Annotated in this window: 15 protein-coding genes and 1 tRNA gene; 3 read left to right on the forward strand and 13 right to left on the reverse strand. The window is 35.3% G+C overall.

Translation table 11 applies throughout. The features are described 5' to 3' along the window. Positions 1-328: 328 nt before the first annotated feature. Both AAGV33_RS07530 and AAGV33_RS07535 read right to left on the reverse strand, forming a co-directional pair. Positions 329-1372: a Gfo/Idh/MocA family protein gene (locus AAGV33_RS07530; RefSeq protein WP_373391356.1), complete on the reverse strand. Its 1044-nt coding sequence runs from the start codon at positions 1370-1372 to the stop codon at positions 329-331. A 108-nt stretch (positions 1373-1480) separates the two neighbouring features. Next, on the reverse strand, positions 1481-2548 hold the full coding sequence (locus tag AAGV33_RS07535) for an NADH:flavin oxidoreductase/NADH oxidase (RefSeq protein ID WP_373391357.1): 1068 nt from the start codon (positions 2546-2548) through the stop codon (positions 1481-1483). Positions 2549-2703: 155 nt separating this feature from the next. Here AAGV33_RS07535 and rseP point away from each other — a divergent pair, with 155 nt between their 5' ends. Together rseP and AAGV33_RS07545 are read left to right on the forward strand one after the other, a co-directional pair. Further along, on the forward strand, positions 2704-4050 hold the full coding sequence (rseP, locus tag AAGV33_RS07540) for an RIP metalloprotease RseP (protein ID WP_373391358.1): 1347 nt from the start codon (positions 2704-2706) through the stop codon (positions 4048-4050). Positions 4051-4185: 135 nt separating this feature from the next. Then, positions 4186-4259: transfer RNA gene (locus AAGV33_RS07545), tRNA-Asn, on the forward strand. Between the two features lie 311 nt (positions 4260-4570). Here AAGV33_RS07545 and AAGV33_RS07550 read toward each other — a convergent pair. The 6 genes from AAGV33_RS07550 to AAGV33_RS07575 form a co-directional block, all read right to left on the reverse strand. Next, positions 4571-5398, reverse strand: coding sequence for an SMP-30/gluconolactonase/LRE family protein (locus tag AAGV33_RS07550; RefSeq protein ID WP_373391359.1), 828 nt, complete (start codon positions 5396-5398; stop codon positions 4571-4573). Between the two features lie 154 nt (positions 5399-5552). Continuing rightward, complete coding sequence (locus AAGV33_RS07555; RefSeq protein ID WP_373391360.1) at positions 5553-7505, reverse strand: glycoside hydrolase family 97 protein; 1953 nt, start codon at positions 7503-7505, stop codon at positions 5553-5555. 199 nt (positions 7506-7704) lie between these two features. Then, positions 7705-8895, reverse strand: a complete 1191-nt coding sequence (gene pelA, locus AAGV33_RS07560) for a pectate lyase (RefSeq protein WP_373391361.1) — start codon at positions 8893-8895, stop codon at positions 7705-7707. Between the two features lie 31 nt (positions 8896-8926). Further along, positions 8927-9598: a LamG-like jellyroll fold domain-containing protein gene (locus AAGV33_RS07565; RefSeq protein ID WP_373391362.1), complete on the reverse strand. Its 672-nt coding sequence runs from the start codon at positions 9596-9598 to the stop codon at positions 8927-8929. A 109-nt stretch (positions 9599-9707) separates the two neighbouring features. Beyond that, a complete protein-coding gene (locus tag AAGV33_RS07570) occupies positions 9708-11396 on the reverse strand; it encodes a glycoside hydrolase family 28 protein (protein WP_373391363.1) in 1689 nt (562 codons plus the stop codon). Positions 11397-11651: 255 nt separating this feature from the next. Continuing rightward, positions 11652-14078 (reverse strand): DUF4982 domain-containing protein, encoded by a 2427-nt coding sequence (locus AAGV33_RS07575; RefSeq protein ID WP_373391364.1) that lies wholly within the window; start codon positions 14076-14078, stop codon positions 11652-11654. Positions 14079-14272: 194 nt separating this feature from the next. Between AAGV33_RS07575 and AAGV33_RS07580 the strand changes: the two genes are divergently transcribed. Continuing rightward, positions 14273-14857 carry a hypothetical protein gene (locus tag AAGV33_RS07580; protein WP_373391365.1) on the forward strand — a complete coding sequence of 195 codons (585 nt, stop codon included), beginning with the start codon at positions 14273-14275 and terminating at the stop codon, positions 14855-14857. Between the two features lie 62 nt (positions 14858-14919). Here the strand turns inward: AAGV33_RS07580 and fucP are convergent, their stop codons facing one another. The 5 genes from fucP to AAGV33_RS07605 all read right to left on the reverse strand — a co-directional run bounded on the left by fucP (position 14920) and on the right by AAGV33_RS07605 (position 20349). Further along, on the reverse strand, positions 14920-16221 hold the full coding sequence (fucP, locus tag AAGV33_RS07585; RefSeq protein WP_373391366.1) for an L-fucose:H+ symporter permease: 1302 nt from the start codon (positions 16219-16221) through the stop codon (positions 14920-14922). Between the two features lie 19 nt (positions 16222-16240). Next, a complete protein-coding gene (locus tag AAGV33_RS07590) occupies positions 16241-16684 on the reverse strand; it encodes a MaoC/PaaZ C-terminal domain-containing protein (protein WP_373391367.1) in 444 nt (147 codons plus the stop codon). 93 nt (positions 16685-16777) lie between these two features. After that, entirely contained in the window at positions 16778-17845 is a 1068-nt protein-coding gene (locus tag AAGV33_RS07595; protein ID WP_373391368.1) for a Gfo/Idh/MocA family protein, read from the reverse strand. 2 nt (positions 17846-17847) lie between these two features. Then, positions 17848-19077: an extracellular solute-binding protein gene (locus AAGV33_RS07600; RefSeq protein WP_373391369.1), complete on the reverse strand. Its 1230-nt coding sequence runs from the start codon at positions 19075-19077 to the stop codon at positions 17848-17850. Between the two features lie 135 nt (positions 19078-19212). Further along, on the reverse strand, positions 19213-20349 hold the full coding sequence (locus AAGV33_RS07605) for a CaiB/BaiF CoA transferase family protein (protein WP_373391370.1): 1137 nt from the start codon (positions 20347-20349) through the stop codon (positions 19213-19215). Positions 20350-20352: the final 3 nt, after the last annotated feature.

A 20352-nucleotide genomic window follows, 5' to 3' on the forward strand; every position in this document is an offset into this window, starting at 1 on the left:
TTTTTCCCATTAATCATATGTTATTTTAAATGATAAATTCATGGTTTAATAATTTTCTTTTTTGCTTGATCAAAAAAGAAACAAAAAAATCAAGTCTTACGCTTTCTCGTCGGTCAAATTAGTTTTCGAATACTAAAAGAAAAGAACTCGCTACGCTCAAACAGCTTTTCTTTTTACGTATTCTTCAAACATTTGACACTCGACTGCGAAAGCTAAGGACAATTAGATTTAGTAAATAAGAACTATATTTCTTAAAACAGAAACCGCCGATTCGCAGATTAAATAAAATCTGCGAATCGGCGGTTAATAATTCTAATTAAAAAATAGTTCACAAATCAACCACTCTTTTTTCCTGATTACTTTGGATTGCAGCTTCTATAATTTGCATTACTCTCGCACCATCCTGAGCGGTAACGGGTTCTGGAGTGTCATTAATAATCGAATTGTAAACACCATTAAAAAACTCATAATAATTCCCTTGAAGTGTTGGAATTTTTCCATGCATTATTTTTCCATTAATTTCGGTGTGTAAAAAACCTTCTTTTTCTATTGGTTCCGTTCCCCAGGAATCTAGATTGGGTTTTTTGAGTAACTTCAAATTGTCTTCTTGTACATCGCCTCGTGGTTTTAAAAACGAACCTTTTTTACCGTGAATCACATAGGCAGGATTCGGTTCGCGTACAAAGAAACTTGCTTTCAAACGCACTCTAAAATCAGGATAATACAACAAAATGTCTACCCAGTCATCCACAACCGAATTTTCACGCGTGGTTCTGATATCAGCATAAACGGCTTGTGGAAAACCAAACAAATACAAGGCCTGATCAATCAAATGTGGTCCCAAATCTTTCAGAATTCCCGAACCTGAATTCACCGTTTCCTTATGTTGTTTTTCACTCAAAAGCGGATTGTAACGGTCAAAATGGAATTCGGCTTCTACAATTTCGCCCAGAGCGCCGTCTAATAAAATTTGGCGTACGGTTTTCAAATCGCTGTCCCATCTTCTGTTTTGGAAAACGGCTAACTTCAATCCTTTTTCTTTGGCTAAAGCCGCTAATTCCTGAGCTTCGGCAACTGTTGTAGTAAATGCTTTTTCAACAATGGCGTGTTTTCCTGCTTCCAAAACTCTTTTAGCATATTCAAAATGAGTATCAATTGGTGTATTTACTACAACCAAATCAATTTCGTCGTTTGCTAAAATTTCGTCAATAGACGCGTAACTCTTCACATAAGGATAATCGACTTGAATTAATTTTTTGCTTCTTTCCCAGGAACCCAATAATTCAAAACCGGGATGTAATTCTAAAAATGGCGCGTGAAATACTTTCCCCGACATTCCGTAAGAAAGTAAGGCTGCTTTTATTGTTTTCATATTTTATATTTTTCCAACATTAAAAATTATTTTTTCACCATTAAGATATTAAGAAAATTAAGCTCAACCCTCAATGAAACTTAATGCCTTAATGGTTCAAACATTAAATTATCTTGATTTTGCTCTTTCATATTGTGGAGGCCAAGAAACATCTGTTGCTAATGCTTTTGCAAAATTTAATCCCAAATTAGGGTCGCGCAATGACTCTCTGGCAAACAAAACCAAATCCGCTTTTCCGCTCGTTAGGATTTCTTCTGCCTGATGCGCTACGGTAATTAAACCAACAGCTCCCGTTAAAATTCCAGTTTCTTTTTTTATTTTTTCAGCAAAAGGAACTTGGTAACCCGGTTCTAATGGAATTTTTTGATGCGAAACTGCTCCACCCGAAGAAACATCAATTAAATCTACTCCTTTTTCTTTTAGGATTTTCGAAAGTGCGATAGATTCTTCAATATTCCAACCGCCTTCCGCCCAATCTGTGGCTGAAATTCGAACAAACAAAGGCAAATTAGCAGGCCATTCGGTTTGTACTGCCTCCAGAACTTCTATTGTAAATCGGATTCGGTTTTCAAAACTTCCGCCGTATTCATCCGTTCTGCTATTCGATAATGGCGATAAAAACTGATGATTTAGATAACCGTGAGCCGCATGAATTTCGAGTACTTCGTAGCCTGCCTGAACTGCTCTTTTGGTTGCTGCTTTAAAATCGGAAATCACTTTTTGGATTCCGTTTTTGTCTAAAGCAACTGGCGTTTCATCGTCATGATACCCAATTGCCGATGGCGCTACGGTTTGCCATCCGCCTTGTGAAGCATCGAGTTTTTTATTTCCTTTCCAAGGGGATGAAACACTGGCTTTTCTTCCAGCATGTGCCAATTGAATTCCCGGAACAGCATTCTGACTTTTGATAAAAGCCGTAATAGTTTTTAGTTTTTCGATATGTTCGTCTTTCCAAATTCCTAAATCTTCAGGTGAAATTCGACCTTCGGGAGCCACCGCAGTCGCTTCCTGAATAATTAATCCTGCTCCACCGCTGGCACGACTGCCTAAATGCACCAAATGCCAATCGTTAGCAAAACCATCTTCTGATGAATATTGGCACATTGGAGAAATAACAATTCGGTTTTTAAACGTGCAATTTTTAATTTGTATAGGAGAAAATAATTGAGATGCCATAATCTTTTATTTTGTATCAGAAACGTAAAGTTACACTTCGAAAAGCAAAATGAAAATTATTAACAAACATTTATTATGGCGTAAAATTCTAAACCTTTGCAACTAAAACATAAAACATTACTTTTGTGCATCATATTAAGAACCAAAACTAAAAAATGGATATCATTATCAAGCTTTCTCAATTCCTATTGAGCTTATCATTACTAATTATATTACACGAATTAGGGCATTTTATTCCTGCCAAATTATTCAAAACCAGAGTCGAAAAATTCTACTTGTTTTTTGATGTAAAATATTCACTGCTAAAAAAGAAAATTGGTGAAACCGAATACGGAATTGGATGGTTACCGCTAGGTGGTTACGTAAAAATTTCGGGGATGATTGATGAGAGTATGGACAAAGAGCAAATGGCTTTGCCTCCACAACCTTGGGAATTTCGTTCTAAACCAGCCTGGCAACGTTTAATTATTATGTTGGGCGGTGTTACGGTCAACTTTATTTTGGCTTTCATTATTTATATTGGGATGGCTTTTACTTATGGCGATACTTATATTGCTATGAACGATTTAAAAGACGGACTTTTAATTGAAAATCCTGTTATGATCAAAGCTGGTTTTAAAACAGGAGATAAAATTCTTGCTGTTGATGGAACCCAAATTGAAAAATTTGACAGTGACATCAACATGAAAATTGCAATGGGTAAAGAAGTTCTTATCGAAAGAAACGGTGTTCAACAAAGCATAAAATTACCAAATGATTTAATTAATCAGCTATCTACTAAAACTGAAAAAATACCTATTGTTTCTATCCGAATGCCATTTGTAATTGGTGCAATTGCAGAAGATTCTAAAAATACGACTTTACAACCTAAAGATATTTTGCTTTCGTTAAACGGACAAAAAATAAAATATTTGGATGAAGCTAAAACCATCTTAGAAAACAACAAAGGAAAAACAATTCCTGCTACTATATTACGTGACCAAAAAGAAAAACAAGTCAATGTCACTGTAAACAAAGAAGGATTGTTAGGTGTTAAAATAGGAGGCTTAGGAATGGATTCTTTAGAGAAATTAGGTTATTATAAAGTTAGTACCGAAAAATTCAGTTTCATGGAGTCTATCCCTGTTGGAATCGAAAAAGGAAAAGACCAATTGATAGGTTACGGAAAACAATTGAAAATGATTTTCAATCCTGATACTGGAGCTTACAAACAAGTAGGTGGATTTGCAGCAATTTATAATATTTTTCCAAATACATGGAGCTGGGAAGTGTTTTGGACTATTACGGCTTTGTTATCGATTATGCTTGGAGTAATGAACTTATTGCCTATTCCAGCATTGGATGGTGGTCATGTGATGTTTTTATTATACGAAATAGTTTCAGGTAAAAAACCAAGTGATAAATTCCTAGAGAATGCCCAAATGGTTGGTTTTGTTTTACTTATCACATTGTTACTATTTGCTAATGGAAATGACATTTATAAGGCAATTGTAGGCAGGTAAAAAAAATCGAAATTTTTTTCATTTTTTGTTTGCTACATTGAAAAAACGTCTTATATTTGCCACCGCTAAGAACAAGATATAACATCTTAAAAATAGCAACCAAAAACGTTCCTTACGCATATTAAATATACAGTTTCCTCCTTAGCTCAGTTGGTTAGAGCATCTGACTGTTAATCAGAGGGTCCTTGGTTCGAGCCCAAGAGGGGGAGCTTTTTTAGAAAGGGTTTACAGAAATGTAAGCCCTTTTTTTGTTTTCTAAGTGCACTATCTAAGCGTACTTTTATTGGATCAACACAAAAACCTGTGGAGTTAGAAAAAAAATTACCGCAGAGAACACTAAGTTTTATACCCTTAGCTTTTATAAAAATCGAAAGTTCGCAAAGCTTTGTATTGTCTTAACTTTGCGAACTTTATACTTTTAGAAGCACATTCTTAGATTAAAATCTTTGCGTTCTCTGCGGTAAAAAATAATTAGAGCATATTTTTATGTTTCTCCAAAACATTTAGCATTAATCCGTTTTTAGTTTACCAACAATTGATAGGCAATTACATTGTTGTGGTTAAATGTTGGGATATACAACATATTATCTTTTGGATTATAACCCAAATCGGCGGTGTTCATTTGGCCCTGTACGTCCTGCAATTTCTTGATTTCGCCATTGGCTTTTACATAATAAATTAAGCCCGCCCAGCAGCTCACTATAAAATCACCGTTTTTAAGTTGTTCCAGTCCGTCACCTGATTTTTCAAAACCTTTGGCAACAACATTTCTATTTTTATTTTTATCAATTTTTAAAAGTTCTGTATTGGCTAAAACATACAGGTTTTTATTGATCCATTTTAAACCATTGGCACCGGTCACGTTTTCTAAATACAGTTCGCTTTGTCCATTTTTTATTCGGTGTATTTTATTGGTACGAGTATCAGACACATAAACCACTCCTTTATCATCTACCGTTACATCATTCAAAAAAACGGCATTTTCAATTTCCAGTTTATTAATGATTTTTCCACTAGGAATATCAATACTTACTACAGCGGTGATATCAGCCACAAAAAGCGTGTTTTTAAAACGTGCCAGACCTTTAGGTGCATCTAAACCTTCAATCCAGTTCTCATTATTTATCGAGCCATCTGTATTAAGAATAGCCACTCCGCCCTTTCCATCTTTTACATTCCCTGCACCATCAATCAGACTTACATATAGTTTGTTGTCAGCAACACTGTAAAGCACTGATTCCGGTACTGGTAGATTTTTGCTCTCCCAGATGGGTTTTGAAAGTTGTTGGGCTTTTGTGTTACAACTAAACAGTACAATAACAGAGAGTGTTCCTAATTTATATTTCATAATTTTAAAATATTGCGTTATACATGATTCATAACAAATGTAAAGTTTATTAAACAATTAGAAAACATCACGTTAAGTTTATCTGATATTAAAAGAGCCATAAGATGAATTAAATATTCTTCTTATGACTCATACTTGTTTTTCAAAAAAATTATTAATTCACTAAAACCACAGCTCCATTGCAAGGAATACTTACTTCTATTTCCTGATTTTTTTTCAGTTTTGTGGTGGTTAGTTTTCCGTTCAATTGTGCGTCATCGGTGAATTGTTTCAATTCAGAACCTCCAGCAATCATAGGGAGTTTTACTTTAATTTTAATGGTTTCTTTTTGAGCGTTTATTCCAGCTACGTACCATTTATTTCCTTGACGACGGGCTAATATGGCATATTTTCCAGGATAACCATCAATAAACTTAACTTCATCCCATGTTGTTGGCACTGTTTTCATAAAATCGATTGCCCATTTTGGCGCATCAGTTAAATTGTTTGGCGCCAATGCAAAATGCTGCACACCACTTTGAAACAGAACGGCTGTAGCCAAAGCATAAACATCAGAAGTCAGTCGTTTAGAACCTTTGTTGGGCGTGTTTTTATCATTGTAAAACTTGTTCAAAGCGCTTCCTCCAAAATCCATACTTCCTACCGTATTTCGAATAAAAGTATGCAAAGTAGCACTAAAAGCCTCTAGATTGTTGCTTTCCTGAGTAAAGAAAAGATTTTCACTTGCCAGTACTGCTTCACTGGAAGCATAATTAGGATACATTCTTTCCCATCCACGTGGCAGAGTCGTTCCGTGAAAAATAACCATAATTCCGTAATCATTAGCATCATACAAAATATCTTCGTACAACTTCATGGTTTCTTGTTTGTCCCCTCCAAAAAAGTCCACTTTGATACCTTTAATACCAATGCTTTTCATCCAAGCCATTTCTTTACGTCGGACAATGCTATTATCCATTTTTCCTCTAGGCGTTTGAGGCGCATCATTCCAATATCCGTTAGAATTATACCATAAATACAAACCAACACCTTTACTAGCACCATATTTTGCTAAAGCCTCTACCTTATCACGCCCAACCTGAGTATCCCAAAGGGCATCAACTAAAAGTGTTTGATAGCCTAAATCAGCACTAAAATCGATATATCTTAGTTGTTCCTCATAATTCATGCTTTTCTCCATACCAATAATCCAGCTCCAGGTTCCTTTAGTGTATTGGTATTTCTGAGAAGCTTCGTAACGAGGTTTTACTAAATCAAAAGGAACTGTTGTAGTTACAATAGGCTCTAAACTTTCGCCAACAGTAATCGTTCGCCAAGGCGTTTCGCCAGGAAGTCTAATTCCCGGAGTTGATGACCCAACACCATTGTTTTCGCCTTGCATAGGAAAACCAATAGTGTATAGACCTTTTTCATGACCAATTAATCTACTGGCGCAATAATAACTGTCAACACCTGTTTCTGAAATTAAAACCCACCCATTATTTTTAAGTTTAAAAAGACAAGGAAAAGTATAACCCTCCCCTTTTCCATTATCGCCTACTGGTGCATCAACAACATACGGAATTTCATAACTAGGCATGGTTCTCTCCCATCCTACCATCGCTTTACTTTGTGCCGAAAGAAACGAAGTAGTTCCGGCCGGGAATAAAAACCCAGATGCTTCTTCCTGAACCACTGCTGCAACCGTTGATTTTTGCGGATATACTTTATACTTAAAAGCCACATCATTGTTACTCACTCTAAAAATAATATCAATAACGGATTCTTTATTTTTTGTAAATGAAAACACGGTTTCATTAGCGATATAATGAACCTTACTTTGCTTGATATTTGGCAATTCATAAGTTTCATCAATCTTGTTTTGGATTTGCTTCTCTTTTAATTCTAAGCCTGTGCTAAAATCTCCAATATTGGTTTTTAATCCAATAGGTGAAGGTTCTAAAAACAACTTTCCTTTGTATGAAACACTATAAGTTGGTGTTCCATTATTTACAGCGAGATTTACAGTCAGTTTTCCGTCAGGGCTTGTTACAACAGCATGCTGTGCTTGTACATTGACAGCAAAAAAACTAACGAGCAAAAAACAATACAATGATTTAAGATTCATAAATAGATTTGATTTTAAAATTGAAAAGGTCATTTTTAATTTATGATTAGGTTAGAAAACCAAAAATACCAAATATTTATTAGTTTCATAACAATAAAGTGTAAATTACACACTATTTGATTTAAAACAATAAAGGGTATAAACTAAAACATAAAAAAGACAGCAATCACTGTCTTTTATGTTTCGAAAATTAAATACGTTATTTCTTTAAAACATCATTAGATGGCGCATATTTTTGTTGCCAATCACGATATTTATCCAATACTTTTTTAGGTTCATAAGTATACCAAGAATATCCGTTACGACGTTCCACACTCACCTCAGCCAGCGAATACAACAATTCACTGTTTCTGTCAGAAAACAAAGGTTTGTTGGTACCTAATTCATAATAACGTGCCCAGATAGGTGCAGCTGTCGAATCGACAACGGCTCTAACATCGTGTTTGACTGTTTTGTATTTTGATTCGAATGCGTCAATCTCAAAAGATTCAATTCGGGTGTTGTAAATTTTAGAATCTTCAAACCATTTTACAGCACTTTGTATCGATTGAATGATTCTTTCGTTTGGATTTTTGATTTTCATTAAAAACAAAACCACATCCACACTTTCGGCATTACAAATACTTGGCGGTTCAAATTTTCGAGCCCAGGCAGGAGCTAAAGTCACCTCATCATGTTGCTGACACCAGGCGGTCAATCTGCCATTATCCTTAATTTGCATGTTTAAAATACAATCGATTCCTTTATTATAAGACTGAGTTACTTTCGACTTTAATGCTGCATCTACAAAAGAAAAATTAGGATTGTTATTGACTATTTGGTCTAACAAATTGATAATTCCAATGTAAGCTCCATCGTTGAAAGTAATATATCGGCTGTAATTTTTTTCCAAAGGAAAATATTGTGGCCAACCGCCATTTGCATATTGGGCATCAATTATAAACTGAATTCCTTTTTCGCAGGCTTCTTTGTATTTTTCAATTTTAGTAGCCGTATAAACCTGAGCTAAATAATAGACATGAGTATAAGAGGTTTCATTGTCAAAAGTAGTGTGCAAAATAGCTTTGGTAGAGGCTACTTTTTCGACTTGCTCTGGAGTTAGAATCGCCTTCATATCATAATTTTTTGGCCAGCCACCATTGGCACGCTGAAAAAGAATCATATTATCGGCAATTTTAGTGTAATCGGATTCGGGATATTTTTGCTGATTAGGAACTGGATCTACTAAATTATTTGGATCTTTAATTCCGTACCAATGTCTTTCGCTATCGCCAAATGGTTTCGTAGTAATAAAATCAGCATCTTTCTTATTCGATTGGGCATTTATAAAAGCATTTGATAGCACAAATACAATTAATAACACTAAATAATTCTGGTTTTTAAAGGTCATGGTTTATAGCATTTTTAGGATTGGTTATAGCTTAGAGTCTTAAAAACTGATTTGGTTTAAGCGCTTCGGGCGAAATTTGTATTTTATAAATAGCTCCTTTAAACCAAGTCACTTTATTCATTCGTACACCAATGGAAGTTTGTCCTTCTTGAATAGGGTTAAAAGTATAATCCTTATGCAATTCCTGTTTTCCATTGACAAAAGTGGTCAGACTATTGGGTGTAACCACAAAAGCCACATGATACCATTTTTCTAAAGGATGTAATAATTCTTCGGTTGCCAAAGCCAATTTTACTCCTTTGGAAGCCACAAAACCATCAAAATACCAATTGTCATCTACCACACGAATTTCTAACAACATTCGATCGCCTGTAATTTCACCTATTTGCAAAATGCGTTGTTCAAAAACCCCATTGCTTTCGGGTTTAAAAATCATCTCGACAGTAAAAGATTCTAAACCTTTTAGTGGCATTTCTTTTAGAAACAAAGCATCGTCAATTCCATTAAAAGCAACTACATTTCCGTAAGGAGATTGAACCATTGTTGGGTTTCCTAAAATTGTAGTTTGCTCTGTTTTGTTTTCAAGTAAAGATGCAACAATCCATTCTTTCTTTTTATTCGATAAAGCATCTTTACTTTGAGCTTTAGAAACAAAAGAAAAAACCATAAAAAGCAAGACTGTAAATACCGAAGTTATTTTCATTTTTAAGGTTTTTAAGAATAGTTAAAGTGACTTTTTCTAAATGAAATCAGGGATAAAAAAATCTCCAGAATTAGCTAACTCTGGAGATCTTAATTGGTTTATTTTATGTTTAGAATTTTACAGCGCCTTTAGGAACTGATTTTCCAATGAACGTTTTCTTAGATAAATCAGTATTGGATGAAGAAGTCAATTGGATTTTTTCAGAAGCTGCTCCATTGATAGTAACTGCTTTTGGCGATGTTGAATTAAAATCAACATTTTTAAGAGACATATTTTTAACATTATAAACATCAAAAATCGCACTGTCTTTAATATCTAAAGTCGCATTTGTAATTTTAATTCCGTTGGCATCAACAATTGTAAAACCTTTATCAGCCTTCGCTTTCAAGTTAGTAATTTCGATGTTTTCCAAATTCATTTCAGGTAAACCTTGTAAAAATACTGCTTGATTTGCTCCTGCAATCGTGATGTTTTTCATCGAAATATTCTTGAACTGTGGTGTTTTTTCATCAACAGGAACACTCTTGTTTACCACTGGAGTTCCGCCTTCTTCCAGAGTTTCAGCAATCGATTTTCCTCCATAATACAAATTGAAAGAAATAGCCTGAGAAGGAATATCCGTCATGAAAATATCTGAAATAAAGATGTTTTCAACAACTCCTCCACGACCACGATTACTTTTAAAACGCAATCCAACGTCAGTCCCCATAAAAGTACAATTAGAAACGTGCATGTTTTTAACACCGCTAGACATTTCGCTACCTACAGTAACTCCACCATGACCGTGATACACAATATTGTTTCTGATAATAATATTTTCGCAAGGCACAGCGCGATCACGACCATCCTGATCTTTTCCTGATTTGATACAAATGGCATCGTCACCTACATCAAAACTAGAATTTTCTACTAAAACATTTTTACAAGATTCTACATCAAGACCGTCTCCGTTTTGAGAAAACCAAGGATTACGAACCGATACATTACGAACAATTAAATCCTCAATCATTAATGGGTGAATATTCCAGGCTGGAGAATTTTGGAACACCGGTCCGTCAAATAGTACTCTTTTACTGTTTTGAATACTTACCAATACCGGACGAAGAAAATCATGAATTTTTTCGAAATCTTCTTTAGTTTTTAAATCCGGACGTACATTTTGATCTGCACCTTTAGAAGCATTCATAAAAACTTCTGATGGATACCAGCTTGTTTTTGATTCGTTAAGCACACCACCTGAAGCAACAAATTTTTTCCATTGGCTTTCTGTAAGTTTGCTTTTTTTAACTTGTCTCCAAACTTCGCCTGAACCATCCCAAACTCCTTTTCCGGTAAAAGCAACGTTTTCTAAATTCTTACCATAAAGCGGAGAAATACAACGCCAGGTATTTAATCCTTCAAAACTAGTTTCTACTAATGGATACAAACTTTTATCTGGTGAAAATTTGATTAATGCACCTGTTTGTGCATGCAATTCAAGATTACTTTTTAGAATAATTGGCCCTGTTAACCAAATTCCGGGAGGAATAATTACTTTTCCACCGCCCTTTTTAGAAACAGCTTCAATAGCTTTAGCAAAGGCTTCTGTGTTTAAAACATCACCACCACTTACAGCGCCAAAATCTTTGATGTTTACTGAGTTATTTGGAATTACAGGTTCCTTAACAATAGCCATTTTAAATTCAATTCCTTCGTAGTTTGCATTCGAATTTGAACTTTGAGCTACACTATTTTGAGACCAGCTGGATAGCATGACAACAAAAGCAGCAAACAATAAATTTCTTGATTTATTTTTCATTCTTCTTTTTTTATGTGTTATTTTTTGAATTTAATGACGAATGTAATCGATTATCCCACAAATATATTTAAAATTAATTGATTTATGTCCAATAAGCATACCACTCTTTTCGATACTTTAATGTTAAAATTTACAATCGAAAGAAAACGGCTATTTTGATAACAAAAATTCGAGAACACATTTAGAAATTCGATAAATAAAAAAAGCCCTCTTTCCATTTCTGAAAAGAGGGCTTCGTGTTTTTAATAGTAATTCTTAATTAGTAGAACTTATACTTAAAGTTGCGGTTTTTAAACCTTTTCCAGTAACAGTTAATTCCATGTTTCCAGCTTCTTTAAGGGATTGTACTGTAACTACTAACTTTCCACTAAACAGTTTCATTGTTGGTAAATGAAATTGTTCTAAAGAAGTTGCGTCACCATTACAAGCTGCTTTATACTTTCCTTTTCCTTTTACCTTAAATTGCAATTGATTAGTAAGTGTCGGACACGGAACTCCATTTTTATCCACTACCGAAACAGTAACATAAGACAAATCTTTTCCGTCTGCTTTTATGGTTTTTCTATCAGCATCCAATACAATTTGGTATCCATTTCCAGCGGTATGAATTTCCTCTTCGGCAACTGCTTTTCCATCTTTATCAAAAGCAACTACTTTTACCGTTCCTGGTTCGTATTTGACATCCATCCACATCAAACGGTATCTGTTTTGCGGTGTTGGATTGCTCTTTTTTTGAATTCCCATGCTTTTTCCATTTACAAAAAGCTCTGCACTGTCATAATTGGTATACACAAATACTGGTGTTACCTGACCTTCACGTCCTTCCCAATTCCAGTGTGGCAAAATATGTAAAGTTTCTTTTTCGGTGTTCCAACGGCTTCTGTACAAATAGAATCTATCTTTAGGCAAACCTGCCAAATCACTGATTCCAAAATAAGAACTACGAGATGGCCAACTTTCATCATAAGGCGTAGGTTCTCCCAAATAATCAAAACCAGTCCAAACAAATTCTCCTATAACCCAAGGTTTATCATCTTGTAAAACAAAATCTTCATCAGGCACATTCGACCAGCTACAAGCTTCTAAATCATAAGAAGAACTTTGAAAATCAGGATATTGCTTGTTTTTTTCTTTTACTACAGGAAATTTATAAACTCCTCTTGAACTCACGGTAGATGCCGTTTCAGAACCTAAAATAAATCCTTGTGGGAATTTTTTAAAAGCTTCTTCATACAAATGCACACGATAATTCAATCCCGGAATGTCTAACAAGGCTCCAAAACCAGATTCCATAGTGGCTTTTACCTGATCCATACCAACTGTTACAGGTCGTGTAGGATCTTCTCTGTGGAAAATTTCCTGTAACCATTTGGCACGTTTTACTCCCGCTTCACCGTGTTGATCCGGAACTTCATTTCCAGAACTCCACATTACAATAGAAGGATGATTTCTGGTAGCGTGAACCAAATTAACAATGTCTTTTTCAGCATAAGCTTCAAAAAAACGGTTGTATCCATTTTTCACTTTTGGCTTTGCCCATTCATCAAAACTTTCAGCTAAAAACATAAAGCCCATTTCGTCACACAATTCTAATTGTTCCAATGACGGCATGTTGTGAGAGCTTCGAATAGCATTACACCCCATGTCTTTTAAAATAGTCAATTGACGGCGTAAAGCAGCCACATTTATTGCTGTTCCCAAAGGTCCTAAATCATGATGCAAACAAACTCCTTTAAATTTTCGAACCTCACCATTTAAACTAAATCCTTTATTGGCTTCGTATTTTATATCTCGAATTCCAAAACGAGTCGTAACCTCATCTTTTAATTCGTCTCCAACAAACCATTGCGAAACGGCTTTATACAAATAAGGACTTTCCGGACTCCACAACTTAGGGTTATCAACTTTAATATTTTGATCGAATTCGTTTCCGAATTTTGTAGTTGCTTTATCGGAACTTAATTTTTGTCCATTGGCATCAAAAACAGTCGTAATCAAATAACCATTTTCTCCAGTAGCCTTTGTTTTTACATTTACTTTAGCTACTTCTTTACTAATAAATGGTGTTGTAATGGAAGTTCCCCATTGATCAATATTTTCCTTGTTTTTTACAATAAGACTTACTTTTCTATACAAACCAGCACCCGGATACCAGCGTGAAGCAAAATCCTTGTTCGTTAGCTTTACAGCCAAAGTATTCTCTCCTGCATTGATAAAATCAGTTACATCAAAATAAAAATAGCTGTAGCCATAAGCCCATTCGCCTACCTTTTTCCCGTTTAAATAGATTTGTGGTTCGCTCATAGCACCTTCAAAAAGCAGAATTACTTTCTTTCCTTTCTCGGCAGCCGAAATCGAAAACTTGTTTCTGTACCAAGCCGAACCAACATGAGGTAAAGCACCTGTTCTTCCTGTTTTTTCGGAAGCTACTTTTTCGCCATTTTGAACAATAGCAACAGTCTGTTTGTCTATTTCTTTATCAAAAGGGCCATAGATTGCCCAATCGTGCGGAACTGTTACTTTTTCCCATTTAGAATCATTAAAATTAGATTGAAAAGCATTCTCAAAATCTCCTTTTTGAAACTTCCAGTTGCTATCCAATTCCCTTACGGTTCGCACCTGACCAAGGGAAATTTGTGTAATAATAAAAAAAGTAAGCAGAAAAATTCTAAATTGTGTCATCTTAGGTTTTTATGATTGGTGATTGTTAACTCTAAAATTTTATAAAAGTAGCTACTTTCTAATTGTAAATCAAAATTAGTAATTAAGTTATTTTAAGCTGTAGTTCACAGCACTAAAACAGCTGTTATCTTTCTTAATGAAATAGTATTATATTAGTGGGAAATAAAAACGGCTTATTAAAAAAATGAAAAAATATGAGTAAAATAAAATTATTGCTTTTAATATCATCTTCTATTTTTTGTTTTTGTTCCAAAAAAGAACAAAAGCCTAGCCATAAATATGAAGAAAAATCCACTTATAAGTATTTTGAATATTCATTTGAATCATCTCATTATATTAATCCAGATCATATTAATTTTTCGATACAAATAAAACCCAATGACAGTATTTATCTTAGAGATCGAAAATATTATGAACAAACAGAAAATAGCATTCGATTAAATGAAATCGAAACATACTATTTAGCAATTATAACTAAATCACAACGAAAAGAATTAAATAGCCTAATATCAAAAATTCCATTTAAAGAATACGACACAATTTATCCACAAGATTGTTACAGCACACATTATGTTACTTATATCGAAAAAAATTCCATTAAAAAATTAGTTTTTGTTAGTAATTTTGATAGATCACCAGACCAATTGGATAGCTTAAGCAAATGGTTAAATGAACTTAAAACGAATTCAAAATGGATTAAAACAAATAAAAAAATAGATTTTATAACTACAAAATATGTAACTATACCACCGCCACCACCAATGCCTGTAAAAAAATAACTAAAAAAACCCCTCTTTCCATAAGCAGAAAAGAGGGGTTTCATATTTTATAAAAAAAGCAATTAGGCTACTTTTTTCACTTTATGTCCAAAAATTCCAAAGTAAAGAATAATCAGGAAGCACACTAACGGAATCAAATAACCCGATTGAATATCATCATGATTCATATCAATCAAAGTTCCCATTCCATAAGGTAAAATCGCTCCTCCCACGATGGCCATTACTAACCACGAAGAACCTGTTTCAGTATTATTTTTTAAACCAACTATTCCTAAAGAGAAAATTGTTGGGAACATAATCGACATAAAGAACCCGATAGCTCCTAGAGCATAAATTACATAAATTCCTGTTCCGTAAATTGCTACAGCACAAAGAATAGTACTCAATGCAGCATAAATGGAAAGCAACACATAATCTTTTACATATTTCAAAAAGAAAGTTCCAATGAATCTTCCAGCTGTAAACAATGCACCATAAACTCCTAAATAGTAAGCGGCTGTTTTTTCGTCCATATTAGCACCTTGCTCCGCCATTCTAATAAAGAAACTTGTTACACAAACCTGTGCTCCTACGTAGAAAAACTGTGCTACTACAGCCCAGCTCAAATGACGGTGTTTTAAAACTGAAAAAAAACCGGGCTTTACCTCAACTTCGGTATGCTCTGGTTTCATAGATGGCAAATGCATGAAATAAAACAAAATGGCCACCAATATTAATATAGTTCCTAAAACAATATAAGGCATTTTTACTGCTGCTGCTTCCTCTGCTAAATAAGATAATTTTTCTGCTTCAGGCATAGCTGCCATTTGCTCTGGAGTAAAACTTTTTCCCGAAAGAATAAAAAGCGAACCTACAATTGGAGCTACCATTGCTGCCAAACCATTAAAGGAAGCTGCCAAATTCAATCGTTTTGAAGCCGATTCTGGTGGTCCTAAAATAGCAGCATACGGATTCGCACTCGTTTCAAGGATGGTTAATCCACAACCAATGATAAATAAGGCAACTAAAAACAATTCATAAGCCTGTGAATTCGCTGCTGGAACAAACAAAAAAGCACCAGTTGCAAAAACCAAAAGTCCAATAATAATACTGTTTTTATAACCTACTTTTTTAATAATCATTCCCGCTGGAATGGCCATTAGAAAATAAGCCAAAAACACCGAAGTATCAATCAAAGTCGATTGTCTATTATTTAATTGACAGGCTTTTTTAAGGTGCGGAATCAAAATTGAATCCAGGTTGTGAGCCATTCCCCAAAGGAAAAACAAACTCGTAATTAAAATAAAGGGCAGTACATAATTTGGTCCTTTCCCTTTTTCTGTAGGCACAGCGTGTTGATCCCCCAGCTGATTGGTTACTTGCATAAGTTTATGAATTGGTTGGTTAGTTTTTCTTTTTTACCAGTAACAAATGGTCACAAACCATCACTACTTCACCTCTTTGGTTAATAATTTCTACATGTTCTGTCACCGTTCCCATTTCTGGTCTTTTTGCTTCTCCCTTTTCTGAAATCGTAATTTCAGAATGAATGGTATCGCCTATATGAACCGGTTTTACAAAACGCATTCTATCATAACCTTTTGAAAAAGCTTCCGGATTAATTTCTGATGCTGTTAGTCCAATTCCAATTGCAAATACCATTGTCCCATGAGCAATACGTTGACCAAAAGGCTGAGTTTTGCACCATTCTTCATCCATGTGATGCGGAAAAAAATCGCCTGTATGTCCTGCATGCACTACAAAATCCGTTTCTGTAATGGTTCTTCCCAGTGTTACACGCTTTTCATTTAATTGGTACTCTTCAAAAAAAGTTGATTTGAAATACATATTTTTTAGTTTGTTAGTCCTTAGTTGTTAGTCCTTAGTAATTAGTCTATCCTTAAAAACTAAGGACTAGGGACTAAGGACTTTTTTTCGTTTTTATAAATCCATTTGTGGAATTCCACCATTTTTGTTGCTAATATAACAGGCTTCTACTACTTTCATAGTACCCAGCACATTTTCAACGCTAGCATGCAATTCGCTGTCCGAACCTTCTTTGTAGCGCATCAGGTTAGCCATCGTACCCACAAAAGCTTCCGGAAACCACGAACCTTCCAGTTGTACTTTTTTCCATTCGTATTTTCCAGCTTCATTTTGAACTGAATATTCAAAAACATCTTCCAAACCGGCTGGATAGTTCATCAACAAGCCCATTTTAGCTTTGATGGCTCCTTTAGTTCCTTCCCATTTAATGTAGCTTTCTTCATGTTCTGGTCCAAAATGATGGTCGTGATTCGTATTGATAACCGCACGCATGGTATCGCCATAATCTAAAATAATTGTCGAACGCGAAGACGATAAATCCTTCAACGGATGTCTCCAGGTTTTTGCTAAAACACTTTTTGGATCTCCAATAAACGAACGAATGCAATCCACATAATGCACACTATGGAACAAAATCTCTAATCGAGGATGTACTTTGATTAATGGGAACAATTCCCAAGGCGTATTTACAGTCACTTTGAATTCCATGTCATACAATTCGCCAATGATTCCTTCATTAATTAAATGACGCGCTGCTGCCACAAAAGGAGCAAAACGCAATTGGAAATTAATCGCACCAACTAATTTTTTTCGCTCGCAAACTTCCAGAATTCCTTTGGCTTCAGCCAAATCATTTCCCATTGGTTTCTGAATCAAAACCGCTGCGCCATCGGGTAATTGTTCTAATATTTCAATATATTGTTCTGGTAAAACCGTAATGTCATAAACAGCATTTGCAGGAGCACTTTTCACTGCATCTGCCACTGTTTCAAAAGCATGAGGAATCCCAAATTCCGTAGCCATTGCCTGAGCTTTGGCAAAAGTTCTGTTTGTAATCCCGAAAACTTCAAATCCTGCCATTTTATAAGCAGGCAAATGCGCATCTTTTACAATTCCACTAGCACCAATAATTACTATAGGTTGGTTGGTTTTTGGCAATTCGGGTTTATATGGAATTTGCATAATTATAGTATTTTTTCAATTTCAATTTGTGTGTTTTTTAATAAATCTGCCGATGGAATATTTGTTTTTAGTGCCTGCAAAACCATCTGATCTATCAGTATGGCAATATCTGGCCAAACCGTAATTTGAGGCAAAGTCAACGCATTTTCGTGCAAACTTTCTAACTTGTGGTAATAAGGAATGGTGGCGTTAATTTCGGCATCCGTCCACGTCGATTTTCTACAGCCTATTCCGCCTTCATTGGTCAATAATTTATCGCTTTCGGCAGTCGTGGCAAATCGTAAAAAATCATAGGCTAATTTTTTATTTCTACTTCCTGCTCCTATGGTGTATAACCAATAGACATTCAGCGAAGCCGTTTTTCCACCAACAGCAAAAGGCAGGGTGGTTACATCTACTTTCCCTTTTACTTTGGATTCGGCAATGACTTCGCACATTGAAGCAAAACCAAACCAGTTAATTGTCAATGCGGCTTCTCCATTGGCGAAAGCCATACCTGCTTCGACCGAACCAAAATCAGCAGACCCCGGATGAACAGCAGCGGTGTTTTTAACAATATAACGGTAATAATCTAAGGTGTCAATGGCGGCTTGTGTGTTGATATCCATTTGGTTTTCCGCATTCAATAATGAACCGCCACGAGTCCATAAATGCAAACAAAAGTCGAAAACCATATTGTGCCCATCAGGATAATTGGCAAAAATGCAGCCGTACAAATTTTCGCTTGGACGATTAAAAAAAGTTGCAATTTGCTCGAATTCTGCCCAGGTTTTAGGTGGCGCTAATTCGTAACCAAACTGCTTTTTAAAATTCTGTTTTTCTATCGGATCTTCGAATAAATCTTTTCTATAAATCAAACATTCAGGACCATCGTGAAAAGGCAAACCATAAATTCCTCCATTGATTTCTTGCAAATGCAATAAGGAATTGTGCCAGCCTTCGGGAAAATTTTGCGGAGCTTTTTTAGCAATAAAAGGCGTTAAATCCTGAACTGCATTGGCATGGGCTGCATCAAAAATCCAATCGGTATTGATGTGGGCAATATCCCAATCTCCTTTTTTCAAACCGCCTTCGCTGATGGTTTGTTCGTACAAATCATGCAGTTCCATTGGCACCATTTCGACCGAAATACTAATATCGTATTTTAAACAAAACGCATCCCAAAGTTGCTGCATGGCACTTTCAAAAGGCCCAAATTTTCTAACCGCGATTCTAAATGTTGTGTTTTCCATTATTATGTATTTTTCCATTATTCAACGGATTAAAATCCGTTGCTACAATATGTCTCGTACGACACAGCGGACTCTCACATTACGTGATAGAGCCATCGGCTCGACCCATTTTATAAGGCTGGACTTTTGTCCAGTTTAAACTAAAAACTCCTTAATAATACGTTCGTTATCCTGACCCAACTTTGGCGAACCTTTACCCGAAGTAAACAATTCCCCATCAATTCTAATAGGACATCTTGTTGTTTTATAACTATAGCCATCAAGCATTTCTACTTGCTGCACAAAGTCTAAAACCTGAAATCCTTCCTGAGCAAAAAGCTGCTCGTAGTTCAATACATTGGCACACCAAATATCAGCTGGTTCTAAAATATTCAACCAATATTCTGAATCCTGTGTTAGTAAATGTGCTGCCAAAATCGATTTGATATCGTCTCTTAAGGTAAATTTATTTTCTGGAAATTGCTTCAAATCGGCACAAGATAACAATTCTGCTAAAACAGGAATCGATCCCATAGCCAAACTCATGTACCCATTTTTAGTCTGGTAAATTCCGTAAGGTGCGCCTAAATAAGCATTGGCGTTGTTAGTTTTTGTTCTAACAGGCAATTCGCCACCATCATTAAAGAAAGTAGTAATGGTTTCAAACTGAAAATCAAACGCCGATTCCAGCATACTTACTTCAACCAAAGCGCCCACATTTTGAGTCACTTTTCGATACAAAGCCGCCAAAATCCCCTGTGCCAAATGCGCTCCCGCTAACATATCCACAATAGACAATCCCATAGGAACCGGTCCATCGTCTTCGTTTCCTGTTAGCCAGGTTAAAGCCGTTAACGATTGTAACAACAAATCCTGTCCCGGCAAATCTTTAAAAGGACTTTTTGAACCGTAACCACTTATTGAGGCATAAATCACATTCGGATTTATCTTTTGTACTTCTTCATAACTTAACCCAATGCGTTCCATAACACCTGGTCTGAAATTGTGCATTACCACATCAGCTTTTGCTAATAACTTCTTCAGTTTTACTAATTCCTCAGCTTGTTTGAAATCAATTGCGAAAGATTCTTTGTTTCTATTTATGGTATGAAAAACGGAAGATTCTCCGTTCATAATCAAATCCGAAGTATATAAGGTTCGGCAAATATCACCTGTTCCCGGTTTCTCAATTTTAATAACACGTGCACCCATATCGGCCAGACGTAAACTGGCTGAAGGCCCCGAAAGAAACTGGCTGAAATCTATTATTAAATAATCTTCTAATGGTTTCATCTT

This window comes from Flavobacterium magnesitis (assembly GCF_041729735.1).
Classification (GTDB): Bacteria; Bacteroidota; Bacteroidia; order Flavobacteriales; family Flavobacteriaceae; genus Flavobacterium; species Flavobacterium magnesitis.

Excerpts from the sequence above, each read along its gene's own strand:
- AAGV33_RS07530 (WP_373391356.1), bottom strand. The coding sequence starts at position 1,372 with ATGAAAACAATAAAAGCAGCCTTACTTTCTTACGGAATGTCGGGGAAA.
- AAGV33_RS07535 (WP_373391357.1), bottom strand. The coding sequence starts at position 2,548 with ATGGCATCTCAATTATTTTCTCCTATACAAATTAAAAATTGCACGTTT.
- rseP (WP_373391358.1), top strand. The coding sequence starts at position 2,704 with ATGGATATCATTATCAAGCTTTCTCAATTCCTATTGAGCTTATCATTA.
- AAGV33_RS07550 (WP_373391359.1), bottom strand. The coding sequence starts at position 5,398 with ATGAAATATAAATTAGGAACACTCTCTGTTATTGTACTGTTTAGTTGT.
- AAGV33_RS07555 (WP_373391360.1), bottom strand. The coding sequence starts at position 7,505 with ATGAATCTTAAATCATTGTATTGTTTTTTGCTCGTTAGTTTTTTTGCT.
- pelA (WP_373391361.1), bottom strand. The coding sequence starts at position 8,895 with ATGACCTTTAAAAACCAGAATTATTTAGTGTTATTAATTGTATTTGTG.
- AAGV33_RS07565 (WP_373391362.1), bottom strand. The coding sequence starts at position 9,598 with ATGAAAATAACTTCGGTATTTACAGTCTTGCTTTTTATGGTTTTTTCT.
- AAGV33_RS07570 (WP_373391363.1), bottom strand. The coding sequence starts at position 11,396 with ATGAAAAATAAATCAAGAAATTTATTGTTTGCTGCTTTTGTTGTCATG.
- AAGV33_RS07575 (WP_373391364.1), bottom strand. The coding sequence starts at position 14,078 with ATGACACAATTTAGAATTTTTCTGCTTACTTTTTTTATTATTACACAA.
- AAGV33_RS07580 (WP_373391365.1), top strand. The coding sequence starts at position 14,273 with ATGAGTAAAATAAAATTATTGCTTTTAATATCATCTTCTATTTTTTGT.
- fucP (WP_373391366.1), bottom strand. The coding sequence starts at position 16,221 with ATGCAAGTAACCAATCAGCTGGGGGATCAACACGCTGTGCCTACAGAA.
- AAGV33_RS07590 (WP_373391367.1), bottom strand. The coding sequence starts at position 16,684 with ATGTATTTCAAATCAACTTTTTTTGAAGAGTACCAATTAAATGAAAAG.
- AAGV33_RS07595 (WP_373391368.1), bottom strand. The coding sequence starts at position 17,845 with ATGCAAATTCCATATAAACCCGAATTGCCAAAAACCAACCAACCTATA.
- AAGV33_RS07600 (WP_373391369.1), bottom strand. The coding sequence starts at position 19,077 with ATGGAAAACACAACATTTAGAATCGCGGTTAGAAAATTTGGGCCTTTT.
- AAGV33_RS07605 (WP_373391370.1), bottom strand. The coding sequence starts at position 20,349 with ATGAAACCATTAGAAGATTATTTAATAATAGATTTCAGCCAGTTTCTT.